Below are 24,044 nucleotides of genomic sequence, written 5' to 3'. Positions count from 1 at the left end.
CATTTTAAAAACATATATTATTTGGAAACTATGGAATATAACAGAAATTTGAATGTGACATGTATAGTTAATTTTTCTAACTTATAATCAAGGTTTTCTATGAAAAAGAAAAAAAGTGGACAATCATTGTAAGCATATGTACCATAGTGATTATTTCACTAACGGCTAATACATTGATGATGGAGAAAGCAAGGATAAATTAATTTCAGTAGTAAATGATGATGGAGATTTGCCTGATGGGGGCAATAATTGGATTTATAAATAGTTTTTTAATTTGATTTATATTATTAAAGAAAATAGAAATATTTATAATAATTAGAGAAGTAAATTAATAGATAAATAATATTTGAAAACATATACAAAAATATTGACATACAAATTTCGATATATTATAATAAAAATATATTTAAGTTGGATTGTTACTGAGTATTCGGGCTATACCATCTTGTGTGTGAATTCTGTAATTGCGTTCAAATCACAAAGAGGTATAGCCTTTTTGGATTAATAAAGATGGAGGATATTTACAAATAATGAAAGTTGTTAAAGTAATTAATAATAATTTGATTAAATCCTTCGATGATAATAATAATGAAATATTAGTCATGGGATGTGGATTAGGTTATAAAAAGGCTCCTGGGCATGAGGTTGATGAAAAATTAATTGAGAGAATTTACACTTGTAATGATAGAAAAGATTCTAATCAACTGACAAAATTACTAAAGAAAATACCTTTAGAACATATTCAAGTAACTAATCAGATAGTAAGTTTTGCAAAAGCATCGTTAGGTAAAAAATTAAATGAGAATGTTTATATAACCCTAGCAGATCATATTAACTTTGCAATAGAGAGACAAAAAGATGGCGTGGCTATAAAAAATGCTTTGCTATGGGAAATAAAGAAGTTTTATAATCATGAGTTTTTAGTAGGAAAAGAGGCATTAAGCATAATAAAAAACAAGCTTGGTGTTACTCTATCAGAAGATGAAGCAGGATTCATTGCATTACATATAGTAAATGCTTTGATGGATGATATATCTATAGAAAAGGCTACTAAAATGACTAAGATGATTGAAAAAATAATTAGCATAATTAAGTATTATTTTAACTTAGAATTAGATGAATATTCAATTCATTATGAAAGATTCATAACTCATCTTAAGTTTTTTGCTCAAAGATTATTTACTGAAACAATTATTTCTGATGGAGATACACAATTTATAGAAGTTTTAAAAAAACAATATAAGAAAGAATATGGATGTACACTAAAGGTAAGAGATTTTATTAAAAATGAATATGGATGTGAATTGACAGAAGATGAAATGATTTATCTGACCATTCACATAAAAAGAATTACAAGTATTTAAAAGGGTTGTTACTTTAAATAGGCTATACCTAAATAAAAATTTACTAGTTCTAGACTAATGAATTTTTATTTGGGTATTTTTTATTGCCTATTTTAGAAGATTAATAAAAGGAGGAAAAGTCAAAATGAATTATAAGAATTTAGCAGAAACTATTCTTAAGCATGTTGGCGGAGAAGAGAATATAATATCATTAACACACTGTGCAACAAGATTAAGATTTAATTTAAAGGATGAAAAGAAAGCAGATACAAATACATTAAAAGCTACAAAAGGCGTAATGGGGGTAGTAAGTAGCGGAGGTCAATATCAAGTTATAATTGGAAGTGACGTAGGGAATGTATATAAAGAAGTAATGGAGCTTACAAGTTTAGAAAATAATAATGCTCCAAATGAAAATGAAAAGGATGATAGAAAACCATTAGCAAAGGTAATAGATACAATATCAGGAATCTTTACACCAATACTACCAGCTATTACAGCTGCAGGTATGATGAAGGCTGTACTAGCAATATTAATGACTTTTAATGTGATATCCAAGAATTCTCAATCATATCAAGTAATTAACTTTATGGCAGATTCAGCATTCTATTTTTTACCTATACTACTAGCTAATTCTGCAGCTAAAAAGTTTAAATGTAACCCTTATATGGCAATGTTGATTGGAGGAATTTTACTTCATCCAACATTTGTAAGCATGGTAACTACAGCAAAGGAAAAAGGAGGAGCAATTAGTATATTTGGATTACCTATAAGTTTAAATAGCTATAGCTCAAGTGTATTACCAATTATATTAGCAGTTTGGTTTATGTCTTATGTTGAACCAGTAGCAGATAAGATTTCACCAAAGGCTATAAAGTTTTTCTCAAAACCTTTAATTACAGCACTTATTACTGGTATTGTTACATTAGTAGTTATTGGACCAATAGGATATATTGTTAGTGATAAGATAGGATTAGGAATTAAAACTCTTGAATTATATTGTAGTTGGTTAGTACCAACAATCCTTGGAGGATTAACTCCATTATTAGTTATGACTGGAACACACTATGGACTTATTCCAATAGGAATAAATAATCGTATGACAATGGGATATGATACAGTTATTTATCCAGGTATGTTAGCTTCTAACGTAGCTCAAGGGGGAGCAGCTTTAGCTGTTGCATTTAAGAGTAAAAATGCAGAAATAAAGCAATTAGCTTCATCAGCGGGTATAACAGCAGTTTGTGGTATTACTGAACCAGCATTATATGGTATTAACTTAAGATTTAGAAAGGCACTTTATTCATCTATGATTGGAGGAGCTGTAGGTGGATTATTTTTAGGAATTTTCCGTGTATGTAACTATTCAGGAGGGTCACCAGGATTTTTAACATTACCAAGCTATATTGGTGGAAACACAATGATTAACTTTATATATGCAGTAATTGGAGCTGTAATAAGTGTAGTTGTATCATTTGTAGTTTGTTTAATACTTTATAAGGATCAAGTTGAAAAAAGTGATAATGAAGTAGAAAATAAAATAGAGAATAAAAGTGTATCAGCAGGAAATATGATAACAGTAAAATCACCATTAACAGGTGAAGCAGTATCTTTGAAGAATGTAAATGATCCTGTATTTGCAGATGAGATTATGGGTAAAGGTATAGCTATAATACCAACAGAAGGAAAAGTTGTTTCACCAGTTGAAGGAACAGTAGAGATGGTTTTTGATACAAAGCATGCAGTTGCTCTTAAAGATGAGAATGGAGTTGAAATGATAATCCACATAGGATTAGATACTGTAAAATTAGGTGGAAAGTATTTTAATACACATGTTAAAAAAGGCGATAAAGTAAGTGTTGGTACGTTATTAGTTGATTTTAATATGGAGAAGATTAAGGAAGAAGGCTATGATTGTATAACACCATTTGTTATAACTAATGGAAATGAGTTTGGCGAAATACTTTCTATTGATGATAAAATAGTAACTCAAGGTGAGGATATTATTAAAATAGTTAAATAGTAAATGATTTAGGAGGGAGTGTCTCAAAATAAGATTAGTTTTAATTTTAAAACCGTAAATATAAATAATACATTTATAAGCACTTCATTTTGCTAAGAAGTTCTAAATTTGACTCCATTGAAAATTTTCTACCCAGTAGAGGCGCCATCCATGGCTTCACTACTGGCTCCCCACGTCCTGTGAGGAATTACGAAAATTCCCAATTCCGTCAAATTAAGAACTACTAAAGCTTATTCATATGCTTATTACATATATTTTTTATATTTACTATATTAAAATTAAAGCTATTTTGAGGCATCACCTTCTTTAATGAAAGGAAGGTAAAATATGAGTGGATTAGCAAAGGATTTTTTATGGGGTGGAGCTACAGCTGCTAACCAATGCGAAGGTGGCTATTTAGAAGGTAATAGAGGATTAGGAACTGTGGATGTTATTCCAGCAGGAGTGAATCGCAGAGCTGTTATGCAAGGAAAGATGCATTATAATAATTTACAAGAGGATTCTTATTTCCCATCACATGAAGCAATAGATATGTATCATAACTACAAGGAAGATATAGCATTATTTGCAGAAATGGGCTTTAAATGTTATCGTTTCTCATTTTCATGGTCAAGGATTTTCCCAACAGGAAAGGAACAAGAACCAAATGAAGAAGGTTTAGCATTTTATGAAAAATTTATTGATGAACTATTAAAATATAATATTGAACCAGTAGTTACTATATGTCACTTTGATGTACCTCTTGTATTGGAGCAGGAATATGGTTCATGGAGAAGTAAAAAATTAATAGATGCATATCTTAGATATTGTGAAGCAATATTTAAAAGATTTAATGGAAAAGTAAAGTATTGGATAACTTTTAATGAAATAAATATGCTTATGCATTTACCCTTTATGGGAGCTGGAATAATGTTTAAGGAAGGGGAAAATGAGTTAGAAGTAAAATATCAAGCAGCTCATAATGAATTAGTGGCATCAGCTTTAGCTACAAAATTAGCAAAGGAAATTAATAAAGATAATAAAATAGGATGCATGTTAGCAGCAGGGCAATTTTATCCATATACTTGTAAGCCAGAGGATGTTCTAGAGGCTATGGAGAAAGATAAAAATAATTATTTCTTCATAGATGTACAATCTAGGGGAGAATACCCAGGCTATGCTAAAAAATTCTTAAAGAGAAACAATATAAAAATAGAAATGCAGCCAGAAGATGAGAAGATTTTAAGAGAGAATACTGTTGATTTTATTGCATTTAGTTACTATACTTCAAGACTTGCAAGTAGTGACCCCAATGCAGGAGAAAAATCAGATGGTAATGTAATAACATCATTAAAAAATCCACATTTAAAATCTAGTAAATGGGGATGGCAAATAGATCCAATAGGCCTTAGAATTACAATGAATTCACTTTATGATCGTTATCAAAAACCGCTATTCATTGTGGAAAATGGCTTAGGTGCTGTTGATATTTTAAATGAGGATGGGACTGTAGATGATGATTATAGAATTGCTTATCTTGAAACTCATATAAAAAATATGATTGATGCAGTTGAATTAGATGGTGTTGAACTATTAGGATATACAACTTGGGGATGCATTGATTTAGTTAGTGCATCAACAGGGGAAATGAAAAAGCGATATGGTTTTATATATGTAGATAAGGATAATGATGGTCATGGAACTTTAAAGAGATACAAGAAAAAATCTTTCTATTGGTACAAAAATGTTATTAAAAATAATGGACTATAAATAATTGAAAAAATATATAATATATAAATTTGTAATAGCAATAGGTCAAAAATAAGGGAAGATTAGTAATGTAAAATATTTTAAGATTTACTGAGGCATACTAATATTATAAAGGAGAATGATAGCCATGAAAGTAAAGATAGTATGCCAAAGAGATTATGAAACAAAAGAAGTAGAGCTACCTATGAATGAAGAATCATTATTAAATATTCAAGGGAGTGTACTTGAAAGAGATACATTAGGATATATAGCAGGAGCAGATGTAAAATATTATGATGATGAGGGAAATGAAATAGAAAATGTATTTCTTCTCAATAAGCAGCTACAAAATTAGAAGCTGAAGGAGTAATTTAGGTAAAAGGTATAACTATAATTTAATATAATAAAAAATAGTAGCAGGGGCTACTATTTTTTTTGAGATTTTTTCTATAGTAAGTATAATTTATTATTGTGATAGTATCTACAACTTTCAGGCTTTAATCAGTGGAGTAAGCTTGCTGGGTTCAAAAGTAATACTGCTAATTACATAGATAAAAATCCAATAAGACATAAAATTGTTGTTATTATAGAAAATACTGAAACTATTTTGGTTTCATGCCAGCCATGTAACTCAAATGAGTGATGAATAGGAGCCATTTTAAAAATACGTTTACCAAATAGTTTATAAAATACTATTTGAATTAATGATGATAATGCTTCAATAACATAAATTCCTCCGACAATAATAACAATAAATGGGTTTTTGAGTATCATAGCTATTGTTGCAATAGCACCACCGAGGGCTAAAGAGCCAGTATCCCCCATAATTATTTTAGCGGGATAGCAATTATATCGCAAGAATCCTAATAAAGCTCCTGCTATACAACCGCAACTAATTGATAATGTATAATGACCCATTCCAAAAGATAGAAAAATAAAAAATGTTACTACAAGTAGTGTTATAGAAGTAGCAAGTCCATCTAAACCGTCTGTTAAGTTTAATGCATTAGTTGTTGATACGTAATAAAAAATAATAAAGGGTATGTATAAAATTCTTAAGTCAAATAGTTTTTTAGTAAATGGAAACATAATTATTGAACCAATTGAAGGATTATAGTATGAGTAAATGGCAAAAATACTTGATACAAAAAGTAATAAAATCATTTTTCCTTTTGAAGTTAATCCTTCATTTTTTTTATGTATTTTCTTTAAAGTATCATCAATGAAACCTATCAGTCCAAAAGCAATAAGTGAAGATATTACAAGCAAGAGTTCTTTATTATAATTTTTTATCATAAATAACATTGTTATTATTGATGAAAAAATAAAAATAATACCACCAAATGTAGGAGTTCCAGCCTTTTTTTTATGGCTTATTGGAATTCCATTTTTAATGCTTTGTCCTAGATTTAATTTTTTAAATAATGGGATAAGAAACAAACTAGTAATTGTAGATAATAAAAAACTGAATAATACAGCATATATAATAGTACTCATAGTAAATCCTTTCTAACTTAATATTTCTTAACGTCTATTAAGTTCTTAATAATGTTGTAATTTCTATAGTGTAATTTGTTATAAATATATAGCTTCTAGTCCTTGTATAATACTAAGAAATTAATTCCAAGTTTCATTGCTGCAGCACAGTTTTTAATATAATCATCAATAAATATTGCTTTGATTTTATTTTCGTCAATAATCCTCCTATCAATATGGAATTTCAAAAATTGGATTTGTTTTAGCTAACGTTGATTTTTTATAAGAAAAGGAGAAAAAGTTATTTTAGCTTCATAATTATGGTAATATAGTGATTGAGTTGTAACAATAGATATATATTAGTATCAAAATAAATTGAAAAGTATAGAATATTAAATTGAATATTATTCAAGTAACTTGATTATGAATATAATTTGGAGGGATAATTTTGAAGAATGAGTTATGTAAAATTAGAGAAATAGATGAAAAGGTAAAAGATAGGTTAGAGTATATAAAATCTAATAATGATAGTATGATATGTGATATTAATACAATAAAAGCTTTAAAAAATAATATATATGAAAAAACATCTAAAATATTTATATATAACTTAAAAAAGCTCATTCAGTTAGAAATAACACAAAAAAATCTTGCTAAGAAAATAGGTGTTTCAGAAGATTTACTTTCTAAATACAAATCAGCAGAAGCTTTTCCATCTATAGAAACCTTAATATATATTTGTGAAGTATATAATATAAGCATAGATAAACTTACTTCTATTCCACTAACAGCAGCTGATATGGAAAACTTAGAAAATAATATGGATATTAATACAGATATATTTGAAGATAAATATTATGTTTATTTTTTAGTTACTAATATAGCTAGAGAAGGAGCTATACATGAAGGTATTGTTGAATTTTTCAATGATAATGTAGTATTTAAAATTCTTTCAAATGGCGAAGTTGTTAAGTTATTTAAAGGAGACTACAATACTTTTGATAAGCTTATATTCTTCAATTTACAAAGTACTAATGACGGCATTACATATATAAATATGGTCAAACCTAATGTAAATAAAAATAAATATGTGGGAGGTATAGCTTTGCTTATGTTACCTTCAGATGCAAATAGTAAACCTTGTGCTCAAAAAATTCTCTTCAGTAAAATAAGGGTAGATAGGGAATTGCATTACGAAAGATTAAAAAAACTTTTAAGCTTTTCTTGTCAAGAAACAACTTTTGAACATATAAAATTATCTTCAGTTGAAGATGAGGATGCTTATAATTTTATTAGAAAGTTGATTTAATCCATCAATAGGATTTTAACATGATATTTTACTCTCTTCCTAAGATTAATGCTTTAGGTGAGAGTTATTTTATTATATGAAATTATAAAATTTATTAAATACAATTTTAAATATTGCTATATTATAACAAATAGTTTATAATCAAACGTGTATAAAACATGTTTGAAAATGAGGCGATGAGTTGGATAAATCTAACAATACCAAAAATCAATTAATAGAATCAGTAATGAAATTATTGCAAGAGTGTGACGATGTTTCAGAAATAACATCAAGAAAGATAACAGAAAGAGCAAAAGTAAATTTATCAACAATAAATTATTATTTTGCATCCAAAGATGAATTAATAAATATTGCAGCAAATAAATTAATACGAGATTTTGCCAATGCTTATTTTGAAGATATGAAAAATGATGTAAAGGCACCAAAAGATAAACTTAGATATTTTTTAACTCGTATTAGTGATATAGTTGTTCATTATAAAAAATATACAAAGGAAATGATGCCATATATTTTATTAAAGGGAGAATTTACTGAAACTATTGAAATACTTCCTTTAGTTAAAGAATGCTTTCAAGGAAGTAAAAGTGATGAGGAGTGTAAAATTATTTCATATCAATTAATTTCATTTATGCAATTAGTATTTTACAGAGCAGATGAATTTAAATTCTTTAGTAATATTGATATTAATATTAAAGAAGAAAGAGATAAGCTTATTGATATTCAATTAGATTTATTTTTTAAATAAAGAGTTTTGGGGGGGGATAAATAATGAGTAAAGAATTTAATTTATCTGAATATATGAGTGAAGGTATTGAAAATATAGTAAAGAACGTTTTAAAATCATCTATAAAAAATCCAAAGGAAGCTGCATTTGTAATAAAGTATATGTTAGCAGTAAAGGATGCAAAAAATAAAAGGGATATGTTAGAAAGTAACGGAGAGCATATCTCACCATTTTTAATGGTAAGTATCGCTACTAATTGTAATTTGCATTGTAAGGGCTGTTATGCAAGAGCTAATAAATCATGTGGAGATAACTTAAAAGCTAGTGAGATGTCAGAAAGAAGATGGGGAGAAATCTTTAATGAAGCAAAGGAAGTTGGAATCTCATTTTTATTATTATTAGGGGGAGAACCGTTGATGAGAAGAGGGGTTATTGAAAAAGCTTCTTCTGTTAAAGAAATAGTTTTTCCAATTTTCACAAATGGAACTATGCTAGATGAAAGTTATATAAATTTATTTGATAAAAATAGAAATCTTGTGCCAATGATAAGTATTGAAGGTGATAAGGATCAAACAGATGAAAGAAGAGGAGAAGGAACTTATAATTCAATAATGACTGCAATGAATAGCTTGAATAAAAAGGGGATTTTATTTGGAGGTTCTGTAACCGTAACAACTGAAAATATAATAACTGTTACAAGTAAAGAATTTGTACAGGAGCTTTATAATAAAGGGACAAGAGTATTAATATTTGTAGAGTACGTTCCAGTAAATAACTCTACTAGAAATCTTGCACCTACGGATAAAGAACGTTTAATATTAGAAGAAAAGATAGAAGAATTGAGAAAAGTATTCGAAAACATGGTGTTTTTATCATTCCCTGGTGATGAAAAATATTCAGGTGGATGTTTAGCTGCTGGAAGAGGTTTTTTTCATATAAATGCTAATGGTGGAGCAGAGCCATGTCCATTTTCACCATATTCAGATATTAATTTAAAAGAGTGTAGTTTAAGAGAAGCCTTAAAATCACCATTATTTAAAAAGCTTAAAGATAATGAAATGTTACTTGGAGAACATGATGGTGGATGTTTATTATTTGAAAAAGAAGACCATGTTAAAGAGTTGTTAGGATTGTAATAAAGTGAGAGTGAGCAAATGGTGTTAAAAATACCTATGTTTTCTGAGGGGTGATGAAAAAATATATATACTATGATATAATTTTCCATGCAAATTAAAAGATAGGAATTACCTGTTGCAGCAACTCGGCTCATTTAATGGATACCAAAAAAGAAGAAAATAGATATATTAAGTTTTGTAACTAGAGAAATAGAGAATGTAACATAAAAGATTAAAAGTTAAGGAGGATATGGTTTCCCACACCCTCCTTATAAATTCTGACAATTTATGTTATATAACTTTGCAGCATTCATTATTTCCATAGCAGCCTTTTTGAACTTATCCATTTCCATTGTGAGATTTTTAAATTGGCTATTAGTCTCAAAAGTATGGGTATTTTTTAGTATCTCAATGAATGATAAAGCTTTCATAAAATTATTAGACGCTGGGGTAAGGAGATTCATTGTCCAATAACAGATACTTTCAGGGGAATAACTTTTAGTTACAACAAGGCATTCCATAAATCCATGACATCTAAAATGATAAAATCTACCGTTGCTAAAGTATGAAATAAAATTTGAGAAATCATTGCTTTTATTTAAGGAATCATCTTTTAACAATTCATTTATAATGTTTTCTATAATCATTATTCGTTTACTAAAGTTTTGTAATAATTCCAAAGTATATGTTGAAATTCGATCATAGTGGTGTAATATACAAGGCATCGTCTGTCCTCCAATATTTTATTATTCTATACACTATATGAAGGACATAGACTATTTGGCACTTCTGTATTATTTTCTGCTTAACATACTCTTTTGATAGTTTCCAATTTATTATTTACTATGTTCAGAATAAAATTTCAAAGCTTCTCCAATAAATTTAGATGCATCCTTCCCATATCTTTTATCTACAGCATTCATCCCTTTATTGGTATTTGATAAATAAATATCCGCCATAACAGAGAAAAATCCCTTATAGTCCAATCCCGTATTTCCTTTATAAAATTCATAATTCCTTTTAGTTGTAGCTGCTATTTCAGAAACAATTTGCTGAATTTCCTTTGAAGTAGGATCTTTACTTAAATCATCTGTAAGCTTTTTATATAATATTTCTAATTTAGGCTGCTTATCTTGCAAATAAATTTTAAAGGTTTCTCCAATAAATTTAGCCGCACCTCTTCCGTATTTTTTATCAACCTCTTCTATCCACTTAGGCTCTAGGGAATTGGTCATCATATAGTACCAGGTGTTATCTCCTCTATCCGTTTTAAAAATTTCATAGTCTTTTTTAGCTATATCCGTTATCTCTTTAGCAATTTCTTGAATCTCCTTTGAAGAAGTATCTTTACTTAAGTCGGCTGTAAGTTTTTTATATAGCTCTTTTAATTTAGGATGCTTATCGTAAAGAAAATCATTTTTAAACTCATCATATTTTTCTTTTCTAGTTATTAACGTATCATTGTTTAACTCGTTCCTAACAGCTTCAGCACATTTCTTTATACTTCCATACTGCTTTATAATGTTTTTAGCAATTTTAGTTTCATTAGCTTTCATCTTTTCAATCATTTCATCAAATTTATCTATACTTCCCCAATTCTTAATTACTCTATCCTTATTTTCTTTCTTGAATTCTTCCAATACATTATAATATTCAGCCATATCAAATTCTTTAAAACTCATTGTATTTGCTCCTTTTAAGGTTTTATTTATAAGCTCTATTAAGCCGTCTAATCTTTTGCGTTTTAACATAAGCATCTTTTTTTGATTTTTTAGTGCTTGCATTTTATCAAAGTATGGACTCGACATTATCTCTTTAACATCTTTTAAAGGTATGTCAAGTTCTTTAAAAAATAAAATTTGCTGCAAGGTTTTAAGGGCTCCATCATCATAAAGTCTATATCCTGCTTCTGTAATTTCACTTGGTTTTAATAATCCTATTTCATCATAGTAATGTAGTGCGCGCACACTTATTCCTGCCAAATCCGAAACTTGTTTTACTGTTCTCATTTCTATACCTCAAAGTTTGATTTTAGAGCTATCAATATTATCTAATACTGAGCCGGCTGCGAGTTTTTGCTAATATAGGTAAGCTCTACGTATATATTGCACTACGACGTGGCGTTAGAGTCAACACTTTTTCAAAAAAATTTAATCCTAAAAATCTTTAATATTGCTTAAATATTTATTTATAGCTATTATTGATATTTGGTACGCATAGTTTTTATTCAACTGAGGATCCTGATAATGAAGGTAGAACTCTTAATTTAGGAGAGACAGTTATTCTTCAAGAAGAAATAAATAGATTTATATCTATTTTAAGAAAAAAGGGAATATTAGTTACTGCACTTCATAATCATTGGCTATTTGATGAACCAAGGTTAATTCCAGGTGCCTTTTATAAAAAAGAATTAACGTATTGATAATTAGAATGATTAAAAACAATTCCATAGTTAATACTAATTGTGGAGGTGTTAGCATGTCTGAGTTAGAGGATTTATTAAAAGATATAGAGATATTAAGAACGCAATTAGAGCGTTTAATAAATGAAAAGCAAGGGAACTTAGTTGATCCTGAAGTAGTAACTTCGAGTAAGATATTAAATGCAGCATTAAATCAGTATAATAAGCTTATTGATGAAAAGTTAAAAGAGAAATAAGCCATTAATAGGACTCAGTGTGTTGATTTTTAGTGATTTCAATATACATGAACTTTCCATATGGAATTTATGGCTTGTAGTATCATTTCTGCTGATGTTATTCTATGAAATTTGTTGGATTAGATATTTTAGGAACAAACATACTGAAGAAAATTTTTATAGTAGTTTTTATTGGATTACAATACCTCTTGCAAGTTTACACGTTATGGCTTTTTTATTATTAGATACTTAAAGGAATTTTTTAACATTTTCACAATATTAATATAGTGGCTTCCCAATAAGTTAAACATAGATAGCCTTACTTAAAGAAAAGAACCCTAATAAATAGGGTTCTTTTTATATGGAGTTTTCTATATATTGGTGTATTGTCTTGGTAGATGCTATAGATAACTTAAGATTAGAAATTGAAACTCTTAAATCATTGCTAATGTGGCTAAGAACAGAACTTAAGAATACGTAATTTGATTACTAGATGACATAAGTACTTAAATAAGAGGTGCAAACAATGTTCTTTGAGAATTGAATAATAGGGTGTGAAAAAGTAGAATTACTTCACATTTATTTAGAAAGGCAATTATCTTTACTAATAAAAATTATGATATAATTACCTCTAGTAAAGTAAAAGTAGTAATTCAAATAAAATATATCCAAGAAGTAATGCCCACCAAACTATATATTTTGAACAAAATTATATAAGCAGTAGTAGAAAAAACACTTAGTAAGGAAGTTGTTCAAGTAAGTAAAAATAAGAATGTAGTAGAAAAGAGAGGTACTAGCAATGAATACATCATCATCAATAACAGAATTTGTAGGAACGGCAATTGGAGATACCATTGGCTTAGTCATAGCTAATGTTGATTGTTTTCTTCATGAAAAAATGGGATTAGATAAAAAATATCGGTCTCTAGGAATAATTAGTGGAAGAACAGGTGCAGGACCACATATTATGGCAGCAGATGAGGCTGTAAAAGCTACTAATACAGAAGTAGTAAAGATTGAAATGCCAAGAGATACAAAGGGTGGGGCAGGGCATGGTTGCTTAATCATTCTGGCAGCAGAAGACGTAACAGATGCAAGAAGAGCAGTAGAAGTTGTTCTTAAGGAATTAGATAGAACTTTTGGGGATGTTTATACATGTGATTCAGGGCACTTGGAGCTTTCATATACTGCAAGAGCAAGCTTGGCATCAGAAAAAGCATTTGGTGCTCCACTTGGAAAAGCTTTTGCGATAATTGCTGGTGCTCCAGCTGGTATCGGTTTAGTAATGGCAGATACAGCAATGAAAACTGCAAATATTGAGATGGTAACATATGCAAGTCCAGATGCAGGAACAGCACACACAAACGAAGTAATTATAACAGTTACTGGAGATTCAGATGCTGTTAGAGAATCAGTAATAGCTGCAAGAAAAATTGGTTTGTCTTTATTGAAAGCAATGGGGCAAGAGGCTCAATCTGCTACTAAACCATATATTTAGCAGATGATTTATTAATCTGTTTTTTTCTTATTAAATGATCTAACTATAAACAGAGTTCTTGGCTTCAGAGGGAGTTTTTACTCCCACTGAAGCTTATTAACAGAATTCTTAGGAGTTTTACTCCTTAGAAGTCGTTATCCTTTAGGGGAAATCGTTATCCAGGGACGTAACTGCTCTTTACTCCCACTTTGAAGAAGATGGGAGTATTAGAGCGGGTAGTCATCGGATAAAAAGCCAATAATTTATTTGAGCACCGTATTATTCAAATCTGAATTTTACGGTGCTTTTACGTCATAGAAAAAATACCCTATAAATAGCAGAAAATATCAGGCATAAATTTTTTAGAAATGATAACTTTATATTACAAAATAAAGTTAAGGAGAAAAGTATTTATGAAAAACTTAAAAGCTTGTTATTATGAATTAGAAGGTACAAATTATGAAGTAGGTAAATTATTAGGAGAAAAAATGAAAGCTACGCCACAGTGTCTAGAGATGCAAGAAATCCAAAAGTATCCTTTCTCAAAAGAGGAACAAATACAAATTATAAAAATGTTTGATGAATATTGCCCAGGAATTAATGAAGAAATTCAAGGTTTTACAGATGTATTGGGACTTGATAAATTTCAAGCATTATATTATGCAATGTCATTTCTTAAACCAGGCTGTAGTCAAATGGCTATATTGCCTCAAAAGACTAAAAACAATCATGTATTATTAGCTAGAAATTATGAATTTAACGATGAAATGGAAGAACTTATTTTATGTACTACTAAAATTAAAGGAAAATATGCTCATATAGGTACATCTATGGTTCAATTTGGTAGAGGAGATGGGATGAATGAATGTGGGCTTGGAGTTAGTCAAACATCGACAGGTATACCAGTAGCTAATAATATTGAAGGGGCTAGGAAACCTGCAATTGTGGGATTACAATTTTGGGCAGTTATAAGATCAGTATTAGAAAATTGTAAGGATGTTAATGAAGCTATAAAATATGTTCAGAGTGTACCAATAGCATATAATATAAATCTTATGGTTGCTGATAAAATGGGAAATGCAGCTCTAATTGAAAGTTTAGATGGCAAAAAAGCAATTAAACGTATTTCAGCTAATACAAAAGAACAATTTCTATGCTCTACAAATCATATTCATTTTGAGGAATTGAAGAAATATGACCCTAAGAGTATGAAAAACTCAGTAGTACGATATAATTTAATTAATAAATATTTAAATAGTAAAGAAATAGTTACACAGGACAATCTTAAATCATTGTTATCTACCATGTATCCAGAAGGATTGTGTTGCCATTATTATGAAGATTTTTTTGGCACACTAAGGGGGATGGTATTTGATTTAAATGATGGAACTGCAGATGTATGTTTTGGATCAACAGCTTTAAATGATTGGCATACCTTTAAAATAGACAATGGGAAAAAATATTTAGAGTATCCAGCAAAAATTATAAAGTATAGAGCACCAAAAGATTTTTATGAATTAATATAAGAAGTTAAAAAGGGGGCTAAGCTAGCCAGTGATGTGAAGTATATAATCAAGAAAGGATTTTGTGATGTATCATGGATTATATTAAATCATTAGAAAAAGCAATTATGTACATTGAGAAAAATTTGGATGAAGATTTAAAAACGGAGGATGTAGCAAAGTCTATTGGTTATTCTTACTATCATTTCACTCGTTTATTTGAAGGATTGTTAGGTGAAACTATTGGAAATTATATACGAAAAAGAAGAATTACAAAAGCAGCGCAAGATTTAATATATACAGATAAAAAAATTATAGATATAGCATTAGATTTTCAATTTAAATCACCAGAAGCATTTGCAAGAGCATTTAAAAAAATATATGATATTAGCCCCACTGAATATAGAAAAAATAGAATTGATGTACTTAAGGGTAATAAGAAATATATAGATAATGAGAGATTAAAGCATATTTTAAATAATATTACCATTCAGCCAGTAATTAAAGATGTACCTGAAGTTAAAGTTATAGGGATAAAAGGAAAGACTTCACTGAAAAATAATCTATTGCCTGATTTATGGAATGCCTTCAATAAGAGTAGTTCAAAAATAATAAATAAGACTAAACCACTTAAATATTATGGAATTTGTGAAAATGATAGGCCTAATAATCAATTCGGTGAAAATGTAGCATACAGTGAAATTGTTGGCATAGAAGGTACCTCTTTTGAATATATACCAGAAGGAATGATAGCTAAAGTTATTCCACAGGGGAAATATGTAGTGTTTACTCATAATGGAAGTATAGATAAATTACAGGAAACTTATGAGTATATTTGGGGAACCTGGATTCCTTTTTCTAAGGTAGAGCTTGATATGAGAGAGGATTTTGAATTATATGATGAAAGGTTTAAAGGAGCAGATAATCATTTATCAGAGATTGATATTTATATTCCTATAAAATAGAGCATGATACTTGAGAGCAAAGTTTTTAAGGATTGCAATTAGGTTAAAAAATTTGATGTTTTTAGGTATAACTCTTTAATAATGTAGATATAAGAAAAAGGGGGATGGTTTAATAAAACATCCCTTTTTATATTATTTATTTTGTTGCTGGAATATTTCTTGTATGGCAATGAATTCCTCCACCATATAGATTAAGTGCTAATGTATTAACTTGTACAATGCGATGATTTGGGAAAGCAGTTTTTAAAACATTTAGTGCTTTTTCATCTTTTTCTTTGATTAACTCTGACATTCCTTCTTCGTAATACTTTTGAGCTATTACTACATTATTTGCAATTAAGAAATTGCAATAACTTAGTGCTGGTAATACGTTTATAGAATCATCTGGAAAGGGTGTTCCATTTAGCAATATCCCATTCATATCTTCTTTTGCTTCACTCCAATGGTTATAGGCATCATCCTTTGGATATAGATCAACATATATTGGTTCAGGAACAGGCATTTTAAGGATTTTGAAAGGCTTTCCATCAGAGTTTTTGGCAGCTTTCACAGCTTCAAAGTCTTTGTCTAATCGTTCTTTGTTTAATGCATGAAGTTTACTATTTAAAGCTTCTTCATCAGAAACATATGCCATTAAAATTGTATCCTGGCTAACAAACCTACAAATTTCATCAATGTGTCCGTTAGCAGAGGCTGAACGAAAAGAATTAAATGTATTATCAGAAGATGGGATTGGTCCACAATATGAGTATTCATCATCATAGGAGCATTGCGGAAGCCAGATAATTTGGTCTAAATTAAATACTTTTTTTAGCTCTTTTTCTACTTCAGCAATAGTTTTATTAGGATTACGTTTATCCACCTCAGTTTCTTGTATAGCCATCATAACGCCACGACCATTAAACTCATGATCTCCACCTTCACTAATTAGATTAGAGTATCTTGTATTTTTTATTCCAACACTTTCTGCGTGGAATTTACTAAAGCCATATAAAAGCTTAGAAAGCTCATCTTCTTCAGAATAATATCCATACATGTCAAAATGAAAATCAACTCTAGCACGGTTTCCCTTGTTACTTATCATTATTTCAGCACCAAAATCACGAGGATATACGATGCTTGAAGGAAATATTACAAATTTGATTAAGGTTATGTCAATGCCTTCATTAGTTAGTACTTTTTGTGCACGATTTTGTACATCCATATCAAAGCAACAAATAATTACTTTTATTTCTTCAATGAGAGCCTGAACTATTTGAACACTTACAATATCATTATTTAGCTTGCTAGTTGCATAAGCACTTTGGGGCCATATAAGCATTACAGATTCTTGTTTTTCAAATTCTCCTACAGTTCTATATATTTCCATATCAACATCTCCTTTGTAATTTTATTATTGCAATTTATATAATTAAGATGCATTATAAAGTATGGAGTTACTCAATAGTCAAGGAGGGGGTCTATATAGATAGAAAAAATTTTAGAACTTTTACAACTGGTGAATTTGCAAAGAGATTTGGAGTTAAAAAAGATACACTATTCTACTATGATAAAATAGGTTTATTTAAACCAGCAGGAATAAATGATAATGGATACCGTTACTATACAATACCACAGTTCGATATTTTTTGGGTAATTCAGTCTTTAAGAGATCTTAATTTTCCCTTAAAATCATTAGACAATTATCTCAAGGCACCATCACCGCAGGATTTAATTGAATTATCAAAGAATCAGCTTAATAAAGTAGATGAGGAAATTGAAAAATTAATACAAATTCGTTCCATTCTTAATAGGATTGTCCGTCAATCAGAGGAAGCTTTAAATGCCCCTCTAGATAAAATTATACTTATGGATATTGAAGAAGAACCTATATTATACAGCGATAAAAATCCTTTGAAAAGTGATACGAGCAATGAAGAATGGTCTGATTATTATGAAGAATTTTTTAAGAAAACAGAACTAAAGGGACCTGCATTTATTGGCTCTGTTATTGATAGAAATGATCTGCTTTCAGGTAGGTTTGGCAGAATTGACAGGTTATTTGTTCGCATGGATAAACCAGATGCTACCATAAAACCAGCAGGGTTATATGCAGTAACTTATTATAGGGGTTCTTATGAATCAATAGTAGATTTTTATAAGGGATTTATGAGAAAAATTAAAGAACAAGGGCTTACCATATGTGGTGATGCCTATGAAGAATATTTACTTAATATATTAGCGACACAAAATAGTAGGGATTTTGTAACAAAAATTAGTGTTGCAGTAAAAAAATAAAATATTACTATTACGCTAAATACTAAAGAAAATAAAGATTAATCAATGAAAAAATTAAAATAGAGCCAGTACACTGAGAGTTATCCTCAGTGTACTGGTATTTTATTTGATACTATAAAATGCTTGCTTTTTTATAGTTTTTGCACTACCAAGCATTATAGTTTATTTATACAATTCAGTTTATTATTTCTATCCAACAATTGGACATAAAGGAACTCTAACTAAAACGAGTTCATCTGTTGTGCGAGTTTCAACGTCAAATACTAAAAATACATTTCGGCCAAATAAAAATGCGCAAATAAGATTTACTTCTCTTCCAGGTGCTGGAGTTGGAATTTCATCTGGACCTACTATTTCGCAACGACCAACTGATCTTATTAAGTCTGCTGCTTGAGCAGGTGTTATTCTTATTATAAGCACTTCTTCTATATCTTCACCAGGTACCTCTACTTCTATTTCAACAAGCAATACAAAAACATTAGGAGCTAACTCAGCAACGCATGCTGCTCCAATTGAAATAGGATCATCGTGACATTTTTTGTGATTATCGGTTATATTTTGATATTCTTGACAGCTTTCATCATTATCAATTATTTGATATTCTGGTGCATTCACTATATTCACCATCCAATTTTATATTAGAGATAGAGGGCATGTCCCTATCTCTAATATATAATATTCTATATTAAAAAGAATGTTACTACTTCTTATGCAAAAAATAAGATTTTTTTTATAAATTACTATATTTAGAAGTTAATTGGAACTAATGGTTTTTTACGCTTGAAAATTAATATTTTGAAAATGGAGCAATATAGTATCTCTATGTTATAATTTACGGAAAGATTAGCATATTTTACAAAAGGAGAATTGGTCATGGAGAAAAGTTTATCAGAAATGTCACTTGAAGAATTATGGATTATATTCCCAATAATATTGGAAGAACATAATCCTATGTGGAAAGAGTGGTATTTAGAAGAAGATAAGTTAATTATCGGTAGCATTGGAAATGATAATATAGAACGAATAAATCATATTGGAAGTACTTCTGTTAATGGATTGATTGCAAAGCCAACAATAGATATATTGCTTGAAATAACAAAGGACTGTGATTTAAAGTTTTTAGTAAATGTGTTGGAGCACAATGGATATATTTTTGAAAAGCAACCACAGAAACCAGTGCCACATATGATGTTTATGAAAGGTTATACAGAGAAGGGGTTTGCTGAAAAGGTATTTCATCTTCATGTAAGGTATTTAGATGATTGGAATGAATTATATTTTAGAGATTATTTGCAATCACATACAGATATTTCTCAAAAGTATGGAAAATTAAAAATGAGTCTTAAGGATAAATATGAACATGATAGAGATGGATATACTGAAGCAAAAACGGAGTTTATTAGAAAATATACTACTATTGCAAAAATAGAATTTAAGAATAAATACAGCCCAAGAAAATAAAAAATAAATATTTACCCTCATTTAACTATATTAATTTGTGTTAACTGAGGGTAGTGTCTAGTACCTATAAATGCATAAGATTATACTATTGTAACTGTTGTACCTATAGGAACAAGGTTACTTAACTCAATAACTTGATTATTAAACATTCTTATACATCCGTTAGAAACGCTTTTCCCAATTGAAGAAGGATTGTTTGTACCATGGACTCCATAGTCCCCATAAGGTATATTCAAGCCTAACCATCTTGCACCAAAAGGACCACCTGGGTTTATGGCACGATTAATTATTTTAAAAGTCCCTTTAGGTGTTGGGGTAGAGGGCTTTCCAACGGCAACTTTATAAGTTTTGTAAACATTATTGTCTCTAAATAAAGTAAGAGTGTGAGCTTTCGTATTTATCACTATACGATAGATCGCTCTGTAAAATTGAGTATATGGATATAGATAATAAAACATTGATCATGTCTCCTAATATAACTATATAAATATGATATTCGTAGTTACATTATTTGTGAAAAAATTACGTAATAAATAGGAGTTACAAATTGAAAAAGATAGAAAAGGCTTTAATTGATTATATGCTAACAATTCAATGAAGAAGAGGATAAGCATATTTAATGGATAAAAAACTATATGCAAAATACAGAGGATAGATTATAGAGATATTTTATAGATACAAAAAAATAGTGAAGCTAGAAAATAGATGCAGTTACAATATAATTTTATAAAAATTGTAGCAGCATCTATTTTCTTAATCACATAACATTATTTATATGCATATGTTTACCTATTCATCCACCATGGCCACATGAAAGGATGGAAAAAATGATGATGGATGTGATGGTGCATGTGGTGACGACGATGAGGACGGTGATCATCGTGAGCATGAGGAGAACGCACTAATTCATAATCGTCAAATTCCTCATTATAATCATCATAATTATCATTATCATATTCTACATTTGTAGGCATAGCTTGAGGAGTACACATTAAAGGATCATACATCATTGGAGAAAAGTCCATGTATGGATAATTATAAGATTCATTATAAAAGTTTTCATCAAAATTTTTATTAGAAGACTCAACATCATCCTTATTTATACTTTGATTATCATTTCTGTAATACATATATACCTCCATAAATTTTAATTACATTAATATGATATGAATGTATAAAAAAAAGGTTACAAAATTGAAAAGAGATTAAGTAGAGCAGAAATACAGAAAAATACTTGGCGTTTTAATCCAAGTGTTTTTTAAAAAAGGGGCGTTATATAAATATAAACAAATAGATATAATTATTATAAAGGCAACTTCATATGAAATCATATAAAGTTGCCATATATTATACTAAATTAACATTCTTCAAATATAGGAGCTTCAATTAGTGTTGCAAAAATAAACTCATGCCTATGGCCGTCATTAAGAGTTGTAACACCAGATACAAAGTGCACGTGTCTACCTTCGCCTACAGGTATTGCAGGACCAGTAGTAACATCTATCATGTGAAAGTGATCGAAGAAATCTGTATTTGTCTTTATATTGTGCACATGACTGTTACCTCTTTTTATAGCTTCACCACTAACACCAGCAAAACGATGATTGTGAACATCTTCTGGATCATCAACCTCAGCTAATCGAGTGCTACCTAAGAATTCATGAACGTGGAATTGCCTTTCTTCACAGTAAGACATATACTCACCTCCTTATCTTGGAGTAGTATATAATATAATATGTAGATTGATTAATTATTGATACTATATTTTCATATTATTTAAGTTAAAATTAATAATTCATTACAATGAAGAGGCGAGTGGTATTATTTTACTTATATGGGTTAAGTTCTTTGAATTATTTATCGATGATAATTATATACTAAATAATCATGTTAGAGAGGTGTAAAAATGAGTTGCAATATAAACAATGCTTGTAGTAGAAAACCTCATGATTCTTTTATAATTTCAAAACATCAAAGTAAGGAAAAAGATACAGAGGAATCACAAAAGAAGAAACAAGTTGTATCAGAAAGACAAGGAAATTATTATTGTACTTATATGGTAGATGAGGAAGGAAAGAAAGTTTTAATAAATAAAGTTCCTGTCGAGGAAGCAGAAGAACAAAATGGATTACTAAGTTCAAATAAATCTAATAACAAAAAATCCTTAATCTATAATTCAGCAAAAAACACTAATACGGACTTTGGGTACAAACAGCAAATGAACATGGAAGCCACATATAGAAAGAATCAACAAGAAATAATGAAGAATGTAGGTAGTCCAATCAATTCAAATAAATATTATGGTTATTAATAGCACATATTTTTTTCGAAATAACTGAAAAAAATAAACAATTTATAAAACACTGTAAAGTTCAAGTTTGAATAATATGGTGCTTTTATGTTAAACTAACTTATTATATTTATATAGTAAGCTAGTTTTTATTATTTAAATAGAGAAATCCAATATCTTTGTGTAATTCTTTCACCTTTTGAAATTTCATTTTCAAGAACATCGCCATTGTAGATAATAGTTTTTGCTGATGCAATATTTTCTTTGCTACAAGTAATTAGTGCTTTTTTCATATTCATATCTTCGCATTTTTCTAAAGCTAAATTAAGCATTTCTTTTGCATATCCTTTTCTTCGTTCAGATTTTCTTATACTATATCTAATGTGTCCACCAAATTGAAATAAACAGTCATTTAGTTTATGACGGATATCGATCATACCAATTAATTTTAGAGTTCTAATAAAAACCTCCTCATGATTAAAAAATATTAATAATGTTTAATAACTTAATTGTATAGAGGTCCCTGTGGCATGTAAATAAGTTATAAACATAATTTATTTTAATACCTTTCTAAAAAGTAGAATCATATGGAGTAATATTAAATATGAGGAATAATATGTATTAAATTCATTAAGTTGTATAAAAAAATAACGAAAATAATGTCAAGAAGCTTAGTTATATTATAAAAAGATGAAATAGGGGGACTAAGAATGAAAAAAATAAATACATTCTTTATGAGTTTATGTTTTATATTATTTTTTAGCACTGCTGTTGCAGCAGCAGGTACTGTATTAGATGAAGTAGAGCCAAATAATTCACCGGAACAAGCTCAGATGGTGGAAAAGAATAATGTTAATCCAAGTGGCGTTGTTAAGGGAGATTATACCGGACAATTTGTTGCAGCAGGAAAAATTTCAGATAAATCAGATGAAGATTGGTATAAAGTGTTATTAACTGAAAATAATAGTATTTTACTTACAGTTTATAGTGCACAACTTAATGATACTGGTATATTTGATATTTATGATGAAAATATGAATCGTATTAAGAGTATAAATCATCACCAAGACGTTATGGTGTTTGGAGAAAGTGCATATAAAGTTGTAATTCCTAAGACTGGCAATTATTATATTAAAGTAACTTCACCTTTACGCTCTGGAGAGTATAGATTTTCTATAGGTGGTCCAAATTACAAACGTGGAGATTATACTTACAAAGCTAAAAATTCTTGTACTTTAACTCCAAATAAAAAATCAGTACAAGCAACATATGATCTTAGTAGTATAAGTTCTATACCTAATGAAGCAATAGTTCACTATATTTCTATAAGTGGAAGAAAGGAAAATAGAGCTACTAGTGAATATAGAAGTATCAAGTTAGAAAGCGATCGTAACTGGACTTCTACAGCAATGTATAATTATTATGCAGATATTCCAGTTATAAGTAATAAAATTCTTAAGAATAAATGGATGTTTAAACTTGAAGGAAATGTATCAAAGTATACTGAATATTATAGTTTAACACCTGAAATTACATTTAAATATATATATCCTGTATTACCTAAATAAGCATTAAAAAGGTTTAAGGTAATTAAAAAATATAACTAAGCTTTTTAACAATAAGTAAGGGGAATATTTACAAATAAAGGAGCGAAATAATGAGATTAAATAATTATATGAAAAATTATGCAGACCTGCTATTAAAATCAAATAGAAGT

Annotated in this window: 23 protein-coding genes and 2 pseudogenes; 16 read left to right on the top strand and 9 right to left on the bottom strand. The window is 29.0% G+C overall.

From position 1 onward, the window contains the following. Positions 1–530: 530 nt before the first annotated feature. The 4 genes from licT to ACYUEW_RS15680 all read left to right on the top strand — a co-directional run bounded on the left by licT (position 531) and on the right by ACYUEW_RS15680 (position 5,449). Positions 531–1,364 carry a BglG family transcription antiterminator LicT gene (licT, locus tag ACYUEW_RS15695; RefSeq protein WP_257411821.1) on the top strand — a complete coding sequence of 278 codons (834 nt, stop codon included), beginning with the start codon at positions 531–533 and terminating at the stop codon, positions 1,362–1,364. Positions 1,365–1,488: 124 nt separating this feature from the next. Next, the gene (locus ACYUEW_RS15690) at positions 1,489–3,366 is read left to right on the top strand and encodes a beta-glucoside-specific PTS transporter subunit IIABC (protein ID WP_460277225.1); all 1,878 of its coding nucleotides are present in this window, start codon (positions 1,489–1,491) and stop codon (positions 3,364–3,366) included. Positions 3,367–3,693: 327 nt separating this feature from the next. Next, positions 3,694–5,115, top strand: a complete 1,422-nt coding sequence (locus ACYUEW_RS15685) for a 6-phospho-beta-glucosidase (protein ID WP_265203132.1) — start codon at positions 3,694–3,696, stop codon at positions 5,113–5,115. 127 nt (positions 5,116–5,242) lie between these two features. Then, positions 5,243–5,449 (top strand): hypothetical protein, encoded by a 207-nt coding sequence (locus ACYUEW_RS15680; RefSeq protein WP_003356234.1) that lies wholly within the window; start codon positions 5,243–5,245, stop codon positions 5,447–5,449. Between the two features lie 188 nt (positions 5,450–5,637). On the opposite strand, the gene mraY is transcribed toward ACYUEW_RS15680, so the two are convergent. Next, positions 5,638–6,591: a phospho-N-acetylmuramoyl-pentapeptide-transferase gene (gene mraY / locus ACYUEW_RS15675; RefSeq protein ID WP_460277223.1), complete on the bottom strand. Its 954-nt coding sequence runs from the start codon at positions 6,589–6,591 to the stop codon at positions 5,638–5,640. Between the two features lie 427 nt (positions 6,592–7,018). Here mraY and ACYUEW_RS15670 point away from each other — a divergent pair, with 427 nt between their 5' ends. The 3 genes from ACYUEW_RS15670 to ACYUEW_RS15660 all read left to right on the top strand — a co-directional run bounded on the left by ACYUEW_RS15670 (position 7,019) and on the right by ACYUEW_RS15660 (position 9,739). Continuing rightward, positions 7,019–7,879, top strand: a complete 861-nt coding sequence (locus tag ACYUEW_RS15670; RefSeq protein ID WP_003489094.1) for a helix-turn-helix domain-containing protein — start codon at positions 7,019–7,021, stop codon at positions 7,877–7,879. Positions 7,880–8,060: 181 nt separating this feature from the next. Further along, positions 8,061–8,624 (top strand): TetR/AcrR family transcriptional regulator, encoded by a 564-nt coding sequence (locus ACYUEW_RS15665; RefSeq protein WP_003489097.1) that lies wholly within the window; start codon positions 8,061–8,063, stop codon positions 8,622–8,624. Positions 8,625–8,647: 23 nt separating this feature from the next. After that, entirely contained in the window at positions 8,648–9,739 is a 1,092-nt protein-coding gene (locus ACYUEW_RS15660) for a radical SAM protein (protein WP_265203129.1), read from the top strand. Positions 9,740–9,987: 248 nt separating this feature from the next. Here the strand turns inward: ACYUEW_RS15660 and ACYUEW_RS15655 are convergent, their stop codons facing one another. Both ACYUEW_RS15655 and ACYUEW_RS15650 read right to left on the bottom strand, forming a co-directional pair. Then, the gene (locus ACYUEW_RS15655) at positions 9,988–10,443 is read right to left on the bottom strand and encodes a hypothetical protein (RefSeq protein WP_042386317.1); all 456 of its coding nucleotides are present in this window, start codon (positions 10,441–10,443) and stop codon (positions 9,988–9,990) included. A 111-nt stretch (positions 10,444–10,554) separates the two neighbouring features. Then, entirely contained in the window at positions 10,555–11,727 is a 1,173-nt protein-coding gene (locus ACYUEW_RS15650) for a MerR family transcriptional regulator (RefSeq protein WP_265203128.1), read from the bottom strand. A 218-nt stretch (positions 11,728–11,945) separates the two neighbouring features. On the opposite strand from ACYUEW_RS15650, the pseudogene ACYUEW_RS15645 reads away from it, so the two are divergent. From ACYUEW_RS15645 to ACYUEW_RS15625, 5 genes and pseudogenes are all read left to right on the top strand, one after another. Next, positions 11,946–12,104: pseudogene (locus ACYUEW_RS15645) on the top strand (DUF1259 domain-containing protein); the annotation flags it as partial. Positions 12,105–12,196: 92 nt separating this feature from the next. Continuing rightward, entirely contained in the window at positions 12,197–12,376 is a 180-nt protein-coding gene (locus ACYUEW_RS15640) for an aspartyl-phosphate phosphatase Spo0E family protein (protein ID WP_030033929.1), read from the top strand. A 778-nt stretch (positions 12,377–13,154) separates the two neighbouring features. Beyond that, entirely contained in the window at positions 13,155–13,853 is a 699-nt protein-coding gene (gene pduB, locus ACYUEW_RS15635; RefSeq protein WP_265203127.1) for a propanediol utilization microcompartment protein PduB, read from the top strand. Between the two features lie 392 nt (positions 13,854–14,245). Further along, the gene (locus ACYUEW_RS15630; protein ID WP_460277218.1) at positions 14,246–15,358 is read left to right on the top strand and encodes a C45 family autoproteolytic acyltransferase/hydolase; all 1,113 of its coding nucleotides are present in this window, start codon (positions 14,246–14,248) and stop codon (positions 15,356–15,358) included. Positions 15,359–15,429: 71 nt separating this feature from the next. Further along, positions 15,430–16,299 carry an AraC family transcriptional regulator gene (locus ACYUEW_RS15625; protein ID WP_460277216.1) on the top strand — a complete coding sequence of 290 codons (870 nt, stop codon included), beginning with the start codon at positions 15,430–15,432 and terminating at the stop codon, positions 16,297–16,299. A 136-nt stretch (positions 16,300–16,435) separates the two neighbouring features. On the opposite strand, the gene ACYUEW_RS15620 is transcribed toward ACYUEW_RS15625, so the two are convergent. Beyond that, entirely contained in the window at positions 16,436–17,668 is a 1,233-nt protein-coding gene (locus tag ACYUEW_RS15620; RefSeq protein WP_460277214.1) for an agmatine deiminase family protein, read from the bottom strand. 47 nt (positions 17,669–17,715) lie between these two features. Between ACYUEW_RS15620 and ACYUEW_RS15615 the strand changes: the two genes are divergently transcribed. Then, complete coding sequence (locus tag ACYUEW_RS15615; RefSeq protein ID WP_460277212.1) at positions 17,716–18,576, top strand: MerR family transcriptional regulator; 861 nt, start codon at positions 17,716–17,718, stop codon at positions 18,574–18,576. 189 nt (positions 18,577–18,765) lie between these two features. Here the strand turns inward: ACYUEW_RS15615 and ACYUEW_RS15610 are convergent, their stop codons facing one another. Next, a complete protein-coding gene (locus tag ACYUEW_RS15610) occupies positions 18,766–19,203 on the bottom strand; it encodes a spore coat protein (protein ID WP_460277210.1) in 438 nt (145 codons plus the stop codon). 246 nt (positions 19,204–19,449) lie between these two features. Between ACYUEW_RS15610 and ACYUEW_RS15605 the strand changes: the two genes are divergently transcribed. Further along, the gene (locus tag ACYUEW_RS15605; RefSeq protein ID WP_460277208.1) at positions 19,450–20,037 is read left to right on the top strand and encodes a GrpB family protein; all 588 of its coding nucleotides are present in this window, start codon (positions 19,450–19,452) and stop codon (positions 20,035–20,037) included. Positions 20,038–20,117: 80 nt separating this feature from the next. On the opposite strand, the gene ACYUEW_RS15600 is transcribed toward ACYUEW_RS15605, so the two are convergent. From ACYUEW_RS15600 to ACYUEW_RS15590, 3 genes are all read right to left on the bottom strand, one after another. Beyond that, positions 20,118–20,495 carry a L,D-transpeptidase gene (locus tag ACYUEW_RS15600; protein ID WP_460277206.1) on the bottom strand — a complete coding sequence of 126 codons (378 nt, stop codon included), beginning with the start codon at positions 20,493–20,495 and terminating at the stop codon, positions 20,118–20,120. 327 nt (positions 20,496–20,822) lie between these two features. Next, positions 20,823–21,167 (bottom strand): hypothetical protein, encoded by a 345-nt coding sequence (locus ACYUEW_RS15595; RefSeq protein ID WP_460277204.1) that lies wholly within the window; start codon positions 21,165–21,167, stop codon positions 20,823–20,825. Between the two features lie 227 nt (positions 21,168–21,394). Next, entirely contained in the window at positions 21,395–21,733 is a 339-nt protein-coding gene (locus tag ACYUEW_RS15590) for a YmaF family protein (protein ID WP_265203118.1), read from the bottom strand. Between the two features lie 210 nt (positions 21,734–21,943). Here ACYUEW_RS15590 and ACYUEW_RS15585 point away from each other — a divergent pair, with 210 nt between their 5' ends. Next, positions 21,944–22,348, top strand: coding sequence for a hypothetical protein (locus ACYUEW_RS15585; RefSeq protein ID WP_460277202.1), 405 nt, complete (start codon positions 21,944–21,946; stop codon positions 22,346–22,348). Positions 22,349–22,479: 131 nt separating this feature from the next. On the opposite strand, the pseudogene ACYUEW_RS15580 reads toward ACYUEW_RS15585, so the two are convergent. Next, a pseudogene (locus ACYUEW_RS15580) lies at positions 22,480–22,776 on the bottom strand (GNAT family N-acetyltransferase); the annotation flags it as partial. A 261-nt stretch (positions 22,777–23,037) separates the two neighbouring features. Between ACYUEW_RS15580 and ACYUEW_RS15575 the strand changes: the two are divergent. Then, positions 23,038–23,895 carry a hypothetical protein gene (locus ACYUEW_RS15575; protein ID WP_460277200.1) on the top strand — a complete coding sequence of 286 codons (858 nt, stop codon included), beginning with the start codon at positions 23,038–23,040 and terminating at the stop codon, positions 23,893–23,895. The last annotated feature ends 149 nt before the right edge of the window (positions 23,896–24,044 follow it).

It is taken from the genome of Clostridium sp. CTA-1 (assembly GCF_054768215.1).
This window is presented reverse-complemented; position numbering and strand designations above follow the sequence as displayed.

Coding starts and splice junctions, on each gene's coding strand:
- pduB (WP_265203127.1), top strand. CDS start 13,155: ATGAATACATCATCATCAATAACAGAATTTGTAGGAACGGCAATTGGA.
- ACYUEW_RS15595 (WP_460277204.1), bottom strand. CDS start 21,167: ATGTATTACAGAAATGATAATCAAAGTATAAATAAGGATGATGTTGAG.
- ACYUEW_RS15575 (WP_460277200.1), top strand. CDS start 23,038: ATGAAAAAAATAAATACATTCTTTATGAGTTTATGTTTTATATTATTT.
- ACYUEW_RS15625 (WP_460277216.1), top strand. CDS start 15,430: ATGGATTATATTAAATCATTAGAAAAAGCAATTATGTACATTGAGAAA.
- ACYUEW_RS15650 (WP_265203128.1), bottom strand. CDS start 11,727: ATGAGAACAGTAAAACAAGTTTCGGATTTGGCAGGAATAAGTGTGCGC.
- mraY (WP_460277223.1), bottom strand. CDS start 6,591: ATGAGTACTATTATATATGCTGTATTATTCAGTTTTTTATTATCTACA.
- ACYUEW_RS15610 (WP_460277210.1), bottom strand. CDS start 19,203: ATGGTGAATATAGTGAATGCACCAGAATATCAAATAATTGATAATGAT.
- ACYUEW_RS15615 (WP_460277212.1), top strand. CDS start 17,716: ATGCATTATAAAGTATGGAGTTACTCAATAGTCAAGGAGGGGGTCTAT.
- ACYUEW_RS15660 (WP_265203129.1), top strand. CDS start 8,648: ATGAGTAAAGAATTTAATTTATCTGAATATATGAGTGAAGGTATTGAA.
- ACYUEW_RS15630 (WP_460277218.1), top strand. CDS start 14,246: ATGAAAAACTTAAAAGCTTGTTATTATGAATTAGAAGGTACAAATTAT.
- ACYUEW_RS15685 (WP_265203132.1), top strand. CDS start 3,694: ATGAGTGGATTAGCAAAGGATTTTTTATGGGGTGGAGCTACAGCTGCT.
- ACYUEW_RS15600 (WP_460277206.1), bottom strand. CDS start 20,495: ATGTTTTATTATCTATATCCATATACTCAATTTTACAGAGCGATCTAT.
- ACYUEW_RS15590 (WP_265203118.1), bottom strand. CDS start 21,733: ATGTCTTACTGTGAAGAAAGGCAATTCCACGTTCATGAATTCTTAGGT.
- licT (WP_257411821.1), top strand. CDS start 531: ATGAAAGTTGTTAAAGTAATTAATAATAATTTGATTAAATCCTTCGAT.
- ACYUEW_RS15680 (WP_003356234.1), top strand. CDS start 5,243: ATGAAAGTAAAGATAGTATGCCAAAGAGATTATGAAACAAAAGAAGTA.
- ACYUEW_RS15655 (WP_042386317.1), bottom strand. CDS start 10,443: ATGCCTTGTATATTACACCACTATGATCGAATTTCAACATATACTTTG.
- ACYUEW_RS15605 (WP_460277208.1), top strand. CDS start 19,450: ATGGAGAAAAGTTTATCAGAAATGTCACTTGAAGAATTATGGATTATA.
- ACYUEW_RS15690 (WP_460277225.1), top strand. CDS start 1,489: ATGAATTATAAGAATTTAGCAGAAACTATTCTTAAGCATGTTGGCGGA.
- ACYUEW_RS15620 (WP_460277214.1), bottom strand. CDS start 17,668: ATGGAAATATATAGAACTGTAGGAGAATTTGAAAAACAAGAATCTGTA.
- ACYUEW_RS15640 (WP_030033929.1), top strand. CDS start 12,197: ATGTCTGAGTTAGAGGATTTATTAAAAGATATAGAGATATTAAGAACG.
- ACYUEW_RS15585 (WP_460277202.1), top strand. CDS start 21,944: ATGAGTTGCAATATAAACAATGCTTGTAGTAGAAAACCTCATGATTCT.